The organism is Rickettsia asembonensis, assembly GCF_000828125.2.
Lineage (GTDB): Bacteria > Pseudomonadota > Alphaproteobacteria > Rickettsiales > Rickettsiaceae > Rickettsia > Rickettsia asembonensis.
This window is the reverse complement of the sequence record NZ_JWSW01000082.1, coordinates 1-6,322: the sequence shown is the minus strand read 5'-3', so window position 1 is coordinate 6,322 and position 6,322 is coordinate 1. Positions and strand designations below refer to the sequence as shown.

The following is a 6,322-nucleotide window of genomic DNA, read 5'->3' as shown; positions in this document are numbered from 1 at the left end:
TATGTTATGCCACACTCCGGTGCTACATATGTAGATAAAGCATATCTTTGTGATTGTACAAAGCCTGTCAAAGATGCAGCCACTAGGAAAGGAGTGCATCTTTGTGCTGTAAAGAGAAATAACATGCAAGATAAGAATTTTGACCTTGATAAATATTATACAAAAATTAGAGCACCTTTTGAAAGAGTATTTTCACAAGATAATAAACGTGTCAGATATATCAGTAAATTTGAAAGCTATAATTTAAAAAATTTTTAGACGACATCGCTAAATGATCGTCATTGCGAGCGGGCATAGGTGTTATTGCATGGCTGTATGTCATTCCCGCGAAAGCGGGAATCCAGTACTTTAAAGCCTTTTTAAAGCTTAATTTGTAAAGTAAAAAATCTTTGAATCAAGATTTTTTGAAAAGCTCGATTTATCTCGCTTTACACTAGATTCCTGCCTACGCGGGAATGACATTATTTCTAGAATTGACACCCATACTCATAGGCGAGAATGACATATAAAGATGACCTAAGAAAATACTGCTCTCTCAACTGCATCTGCACTATGTTGCACTAAATCCTTAGCGATTTCTTTAGTAATCATCTTTTTTAGACCGTTTTTAAGCTCTTGTCTAACATATCCAAGCATTTGCGGTTCTGCTACAATAATCAATTCCTTATATTTAGCTTGATCAGTAGCCGTTACTTTTTCTAAATGTTTAATAACGCTCCTTGCTGCTTCTTTATGTTCTATATCTTTTAGCGAAGTATGCGGCTCAAATAACGAACCCGGTGTAGATTTATTTTGATAAAGGCTTTGTCTTTTTTCTCTATGGTGGTGATGTTCTTCCAAGTCCAAAGCTAATTTTAAAGGTTTATTATTAGTAATTTTAATCCCTTGAGCGTCGTAAAGCATCATTTGTTTACTATCGATAACTGCAATTAATTTTAACGGTGCTGTACTTACCATAAATACCTCCATAAGAACTAGGTTGTAATTTTATGATAATACTAATTATTTTTAAAACCTAATATTAATTTAATAATTTTTGCTTTTCACTGTTAATAATTTGCTCAACCTTGTCATTAAGTATACGTACGTCTGTTTGTTCTATTTCTTCTTTTTCTATTACACCTATAATCTTTACCTTTATAGTCCCCGGCTGCTTAAACCAAAATCCTCTAGGCCAAAATAAACCGGCATTATGAGCCATCATTACAATTGGAACTTTAGTAATTGAAGCAAGCTTTACGGCACTTGGCTTAAATTTCACTGTTCTATCAGGTGGGACTTTGGTTGATTCCGGAAATATTATCAACCATAATCCTTCTTTTATTTTTTCCTGACCTTCTCTTAAAATCTGAGCAACCGAGCTATTAGTACCACGATCAACCGCAATAGGCTTAACCATCCGAAGCCCCCAACCAAGCAAGGGTATATTAAATAATTCACGCTTTAATACCCAAGAATGTTTAGGAATAATCAGTTGCATAAACATTTGATCCCAAAAGGATTGGTGATTAGACACGACTATTGAGATTGTTTTCGGTAATTTCTCAAGCCCCTCTACTTCATATTTAAGACCGCAACAAATTTTTGCAAGCCACACAAAAGCATAAGAAAAAATAATGGCGATTCTATATCTTATTTGATAGTTGACATTGAAAAATGTTACGGGTATGTAACATATAAGAAAAAAAATAAATGTAAATAACGATAATAATCCGTAAAATGATAAAATTCTTAAACGCCAAAGCATAATTATTAAATAATTATTAATTAAAATGGTATTTATAACATAATTTTACAACGAGTAAAATAAATAAGGTATTAAATGAAAAAAACTGTTCTTTCCGGTGTGCAAGCAACCGGTTCTTTACACCTCGGTAACTATTTAGGTTCAATTAGAAACTGGGTTAAAATGCAGGAAGAATATAATTGTTTTTTCTTCTTAGCGGATTTGCATGCTATCACGGTTGATATTAAGCCTTCAGAACTTAATAATTCAATTATGGGGGTTCTTGCCGTTTATTTAGCAGCAGGGCTTAACCCCGACAAAGTAACGATTTTTGCCCAGAGTATGGTAAAAGAGCATGCAGAACTTGCTTGGCTACTAAACTGTGTTACACCGCTTGGATGGTTAAAGCGAATGACACAATTTAAAGATAAAGCAGGCAGTGATCAAGAAAAAGCTTGCCTTGGATTATTTTCTTATCCGGTACTTATGGCAGCGGATATATTGATATATAAAGCCGATATAGTACCGGTAGGTGAAGACCAAAAACAGCATTTAGAGCTAACAAGAGATATTGCAGGGGTAATAAATAGGAGATTTGATAAAGAAATTCTAAAAGTTCCTGAGGTTTTAATTAGTGAAACAGGTACAAGAATCATGAGCTTACGGGATGGATTAAAGAAAATGAGTAAATCTGATATTTCGGATTTTTCCCGTATCAATTTAAAAGACGATAACGATCTTATTCATCAAAAAATAAAAAAAGCCAAAACCGATCATTTAAGCTTTGTCAGCTATGATAAAGAAACAAGACCGGAAATTAGTAATTTATTAGATATTTATAGAAGTTTATCCGAAGAAAGTTTAGAAAAAATAATCAATAATTATCAGAACCAAGGTTTTGCAAAATTTAAAGAGGATTTAGCAGAAATTATTATTACAAATCTACAACCGATACGTGATAAATATTTAGAATTAATGAATGATAAAGAATATTTATTAAAAATACTGCACAAAGGAGCAGAAAAAGCAAGAATTAGAGCTTCTGAAACGGTTAACGAAGTTAAAGAGCAATTCGGATTTGTAATTTAAATTTATATATTTCAAGATTTCCCTTGAAATATATAAGATTATTTGGTATGAATCTTCTTGGATAGGTGGCCGAGCGGTTTAAGGCACTAGTCTTGAAAACTGGCGTACGGGCAACCGTACCGTGGGTTCGAATCCCACCCTATCCGCCAGTATTAAATATCTTATGTTAGTTATTTACCTAACTTTTTTAGTAAAAATTCTTTCGTTTTTTGATTTTTTAATATAGTGTGATAAAACTATTGCTTTATCTGCGTAAGCATTTGCCTCGTTAGGTGCTAATTCTATAGCCTTATCAAAGCTTTCTAATGCTAAGCTATATCTCTTCAGGTTATTTAAAATCATACCTTGAAAAACAAATAAGTCAGCATTAGTATTATTTAATTTAATAGCGTTATCAGCTGCTTCAAGTGCTAGTTCATATCTTTCAAGCCTATTTAATGCTATACTTTGACTAAAATAAAACTCCCAATTGCTAAGGTTTCTCTCTATAGCTTTGTTATAAGCTTCTAAAGCTAAATCAGTCTTTCTTAAATTATTGTAAATTGAACCTTTAATATAGTATGCATATGAATCATTGGAGTTTAATTCAATAGCTTGATCGCAAGCTTCAAGTGCTAAAGTACATTTTTTTAATATATTTAAAGCTGTATATTTACATTTATATAAAGTGCTATCGTTAATTTTTATTTCTTTTGCTTTATTACAGGATTCGAGTGCTAATTTAATAAACCTAAACCTTTAAAGAGATATAAACCTGAATCTTTGGGTTCTAATTTTATAGCTTTACTAAAGCTTTCGGTAGCTAATCAAATTGCTTTAAATTACTTAAAGTTAAACCTTTTTCTGCATATGATTGTGCAAAGTTAGGATTTAATTTTATAGCTTTATTATACGATTTTAGTGCTAAATCATATTGACCAGCATAATAGTACTTTGCACCCTGTTTATAATACTCTATAAAAGTATCACTTATATCATATGCTTTGGCTTTACTTATCAGTGGAAAAATTAATAATAAAGCAAAAAGTAAAAATTTAAGATACATAAGATTTACATACCAATTATCTTTTTTAATAATAAAATTATATATCACTAAATTCTATTTATTACAATTATTAGTTTATTGAATAAAAATACTAATCAATCTAGTTGCTCCAACATCATCTTAGCGGCTTTTATGACTGATTCTTTTAAGGTTTTTGTATTTGTAGTTTCAGTATGGAAAGTTATTTTACTGCCGGCGAGATTACCGAGCATGAAATCGGTTTGTATATTATCCGCATCTAGATATTTTGAATAAGCAGCAATCGGTGTACGGCAATTAGCATCTAGATATTCTAAAAAAGCTCTTTCGGGTTTTATTAGTTCAAAGGTAGGAATATGATTAATTTGGTTACATATCTCAAGCATAGCATAATCATTTTGTCGTATTTCAACTGCAATGACTCCCTGCCCTATACACGGCAACATCTGCGAATACTCTATCAAATGGCAATATTCCTGGTTAAACGCCCTGAGCCTTTTCAGCCCTGCATATGCTAGAATCGTTGCATCAACTTCTGCCTTCATTAGCTTTTTTATTCTTGAATCAACATTTCCCCTAAAAACCGTTACCTTTAAATCCGGTCTTATTTTTTGGATAAATGCTTTTCTTCGTACTGCCGAGCTACCTATTACGGCATTTTGCGGCAACTCTTCTATGGATTTATAATTTAAACATACAAAAACATCTCTGGGGTCTTCACGCTCTAAAACAGCAGCTATTACTAGCTCTTCGGGTATTCTACCGGGTACGTCTTTTAAAGAATGAACGGCTAAGTCAATTTTTTTATCAAGTAAAGCTTGCTCTATTTCCTTTAAAAATAAAGCTTTACCTCCTATATCGTATAATGGTTTATTTTGGATTAAATCACCGCTAGTAATAATGGGTACTATTTCACAATTAATATCAGGAAAAAATTGTTTGATTTGCTGAATAACTAAATTAGTTTGTATTAAAGCAAGTGGACTTTTTCTTGTACCTATTCTGATAGAATTTGTCATTTGTTTTCTACTATTTCAAAAGGGCTAGTAAAGCTTAAAACATTACTGTTTATAATTACTTCATGATTCATAATAACTGGATGATTTACCCCTACATGCCCTATTCAATGGCATTCGGTTAGTGCACTAAGTCCTAAAAGGACTGCGATTTAAGACCCACCTATTGAAAGGTTTATGAGATATTCTCAGGTATTTTCGCATTGGTCTTATCTTTTGCTTTATCTGTGAAATCTGATAAGTAGCCTTTAATATAATGTGCGTACAAAATAACTCAGATTTATAAATAATCGTTTGTATGCTTTGCTCAATAACATTTAAGCAATTTTTAAAATTAAATTTGGTGTTACCTGAGTTTTTATCGTATTTTGCCTTAGCAGCTAATTCAAACAATCTTGCTAGATTTATTAATACAAAATGTGCATAGGTTTCCTGCTTGACTCCTCTTTCAGTTTTAGAGTGAAAAGCTTCAACATCAACTAAACACTTTGATATCTTGTATAATTCTTCTATCTCCCATCTTTTGGCATATAGCTCTGCAAATATCTTCCTACTATATTTACTGTCTATTAAAGTTGTAGCATAAAGATATAATTTATAATCGATCTCGTGCTTAACCAAACGTAACATTATAGGCTTACATTCTATATTTAGACCTTGTTTTTCTATTTGCTTTTTTACTGTTGATGAAGGTACATATTCTATCACCGAATCAGGTTCCACACTGGACACAAAATCTAGTAATGCTTTGTTTCCTAAATGAATTGAAACTCTAAAAACAGGAACAATATCTTTTTTCATACATTGGTATAATAGGAGATAACTAAAATAACCCCTATCAAATATTACTATATCTCCTTTTTGTAAAACTGACAGATGATTGGGAACACATAACCTCTCATTTAAATTTTTGCTTAAACAAAAATCATAGACAATTTGTGCGTCTATATTGTAAATGCAACTCATTAATCCCTGAGGATAATAAGAATTTTTATTGCATGTTTTATATCCAAGTTCCTTTAATTCTTTTGGTAAATTCACTCTAGAACCATCTACTGCAAAAACTCTATGTGCCAGCTGATGTGCTACCTTCTGTTTTTGATAATTAAACTCAGAAATTAGCTTTTTATTGAGATCTATAAATATCTGTTCTGATAACTTTTGCCTTGCTTCACAAACTGAAGATGGTGCAAAGATTTTCTGTTGCGGGGTTTGAATATCCTTGTTGCTATAATGCTCCCATAACCTTAGTAGGGATATACTATACCCCTTGTTTGTATCTAGTATAATCTGAAAGATAAAGCTAATTAAAAATTTACTATCTATCGATCTTTTTCGTTTTATCCACTGATTATCATAATCACATGCAATATCCGTTATTAATTTATTAATTGATAACAATTGCTTTTCTTCTAATGTTAATTCTTGTAACATACCAATGACGTCCTCAATAAATACTAGTATTAT

General features: G+C 31.6%; 8 protein-coding genes, 1 tRNA gene and 1 pseudogene. 3 read left to right on the top strand and 7 right to left on the bottom strand.

The annotated features are described in order from the left end of the window. The coding region (locus SB78_RS09800) for a hypothetical protein (protein WP_199402842.1) at positions 1-258 on the top strand (258 nt) is incomplete at its 5' end. Between the two features lie 258 nt (positions 259-516). On the opposite strand, the gene SB78_RS06680 is transcribed toward SB78_RS09800, so the two are convergent. Together SB78_RS06680 and SB78_RS06675 are read right to left on the bottom strand one after the other, a co-directional pair. Beyond that, complete coding sequence (locus tag SB78_RS06680) at positions 517-957, bottom strand: host attachment protein (protein WP_041079575.1); 441 nt, start codon at positions 955-957, stop codon at positions 517-519. Between the two features lie 64 nt (positions 958-1,021). Next, positions 1,022-1,747, bottom strand: coding sequence for a lysophospholipid acyltransferase family protein (locus SB78_RS06675; RefSeq protein WP_041079573.1), 726 nt, complete (start codon positions 1,745-1,747; stop codon positions 1,022-1,024). Positions 1,748-1,822: 75 nt separating this feature from the next. Here SB78_RS06675 and trpS point away from each other — a divergent pair, with 75 nt between their 5' ends. Beyond that, positions 1,823-2,815, top strand: a complete 993-nt coding sequence (gene trpS, locus SB78_RS06670) for a tryptophan--tRNA ligase (RefSeq protein WP_041079572.1) — start codon at positions 1,823-1,825, stop codon at positions 2,813-2,815. A 59-nt stretch (positions 2,816-2,874) separates the two neighbouring features. Then, positions 2,875-2,964: transfer RNA gene (locus SB78_RS06665), tRNA-Ser, on the top strand. 25 nt (positions 2,965-2,989) lie between these two features. Here SB78_RS06665 and SB78_RS11820 read toward each other — a convergent pair. The 5 genes and pseudogenes from SB78_RS11820 to SB78_RS06650 form a co-directional block, all read right to left on the bottom strand. Next, on the bottom strand, positions 2,990-3,451 hold the full coding sequence (locus tag SB78_RS11820) for a tetratricopeptide repeat protein (RefSeq protein WP_338390888.1): 462 nt from the start codon (positions 3,449-3,451) through the stop codon (positions 2,990-2,992). Between the two features lie 166 nt (positions 3,452-3,617). Continuing rightward, on the bottom strand, positions 3,618-3,860 hold the full coding sequence (locus SB78_RS06660; RefSeq protein WP_146625063.1) for a tetratricopeptide repeat protein: 243 nt from the start codon (positions 3,858-3,860) through the stop codon (positions 3,618-3,620). 95 nt (positions 3,861-3,955) lie between these two features. Then, positions 3,956-4,858 (bottom strand): hydroxymethylbilane synthase, encoded by a 903-nt coding sequence (gene hemC / locus SB78_RS06655; RefSeq protein ID WP_041079570.1) that lies wholly within the window; start codon positions 4,856-4,858, stop codon positions 3,956-3,958. Next, positions 4,855-4,962 (bottom strand): annotated as a pseudogene (locus tag SB78_RS08900) (LD-carboxypeptidase); the annotation flags it as partial. The gene hemC and the pseudogene SB78_RS08900, both read right to left, overlap by 4 nt. Before the next feature lie 22 nt (positions 4,963-4,984). Next, the coding region (locus SB78_RS06650) for an IS4 family transposase (protein WP_041079569.1) at positions 4,985-6,322 on the bottom strand (1,338 nt) is incomplete at its 5' end.

Excerpts from the sequence above, each read along its gene's own strand:
- SB78_RS06680 (WP_041079575.1), bottom strand. The coding sequence starts at position 957 with ATGGTAAGTACAGCACCGTTAAAATTAATTGCAGTTATCGATAGTAAA.
- SB78_RS06675 (WP_041079573.1), bottom strand. The coding sequence starts at position 1,747 with ATGCTTTGGCGTTTAAGAATTTTATCATTTTACGGATTATTATCGTTA.
- trpS (WP_041079572.1), top strand. The coding sequence starts at position 1,823 with ATGAAAAAAACTGTTCTTTCCGGTGTGCAAGCAACCGGTTCTTTACAC.
- SB78_RS06660 (WP_146625063.1), bottom strand. The coding sequence starts at position 3,860 with ATGTATCTTAAATTTTTACTTTTTGCTTTATTATTAATTTTTCCACTG.
- hemC (WP_041079570.1), bottom strand. The coding sequence starts at position 4,858 with ATGACAAATTCTATCAGAATAGGTACAAGAAAAAGTCCACTTGCTTTA.